Here is a 1,258-nt window from a genome sequence, read left to right on the forward strand (position 1 = left end):
TGTAGTGGCACACTGAATTTGGTCACTTAGTTAGAGGTGATATCATCACCTCATAAGTTAACAGGTGACATAATGACAAAACGTGCAAGACGCCAATTTAGCGCAGAATTTAAGTTAGAATCAGCGCAGCTAGTCCTAGATCAAAATTACTCTGTAGTTGAAGCTGCCCAAGCCATGAATGTGGGCAAATCCACAATGGACAAATGGGTTCGCCAGCTTAGAGAAGAGCGACAAGGTAAATCACCAAAAGCTTCGCCTATGACCCCTGAGCAAATAGAAATTAGGGAATTAAAAAAGAAGCTGGCCCGCCTTGAAGAGCACAATGAAATATTAAAAAAAGCAACAGCTCTGTTGATGTCGGACTCACTGAACAATTCTTGATAATCAAGAAACTCAAGCAGAGCTATAGCGTAAAAACATTATGCGAAGTCTTTAATGTTCATCGAAGTAGTTATAATTATTGGCTAAAACGTCCAACTACGATTAAGGCCGAAACAATCAAACTTCGCAGCTTAGTTAGTGAGGCCCACGCAGCAAGCAACGGATCTGCTGGAGCAAGGACTATTGCGGATATAATCACAAATCAGGGTGTGAAACTCAGCCGTTATCGAGCAACAAAGCTCATGAGAACGCTTGGTTTAGTCAGTTGCCAACAGCCAAAGCATCGTTACAGAAAGGCTTCACAAGAACATATTGAGATCCCAAACCACTTGGGTCGACAGTTCGCTGTTACCGCTCCAAATGAAGTTTGGGTTGGTGATGTGACGTATATTTGGACAGGAAATCGCTGGATGTATTTAGCGGTTGTTATTGATCTATTTGCCCGCAAAGTGATTGGTTGGTCGATGTCTTTATCACCAGATACCAGTCTGACAGGTAAGGCTCTTTCAATGGCTTATGAGTCACGTGGTAAGCCGAAAGGCGTGATGTTCCACAGCGATCAAGGTAGCCATTATACAAGTCGAAAATATCGTCAACTTCTATGGCGTTTTCAAATAAAACAGAGCTTATCGCGCCGAGGAAATTGTTGGGATAATGCGCCGATGGAGCGTTTCTTTAGAAGTTTGAAGACAGAATGGGTGCCGACAGTAGGTTATCGTAGTTTTGCTGAAGCTCAACAAGAAATTACCCGCTACATTATCGGGTATTACTGTCAACTCAGGCCGCATCAGTATAACGGTGGCCTAACTCCCAATGAATCAGAACGGTTATATTGGGAAAACTCTAAAACCGTGGCCAATTTTAGTTGACCACTACA

Annotated in this window: 1 protein-coding gene; it reads left to right on the forward strand. The window is 42.8% G+C overall.

Annotated elements, in window-relative coordinates:
- Positions 1 to 72: 72 nt before the first annotated feature.
- Positions 73 to 1,250 (forward strand): IS3 family transposase gene (locus R7O13_RS24250; RefSeq protein WP_139364634.1). Its coding sequence is split into 2 segments (ribosomal slippage): positions 73 to 331 and positions 331 to 1,250, totalling 1,179 coding nucleotides; the frame shifts between segments, so codons are not numbered across the junction.
- Positions 1,251 to 1,258 lie beyond the last annotated feature (8 nt).

The organism is Vibrio sp. Y176 (assembly GCF_033438945.1).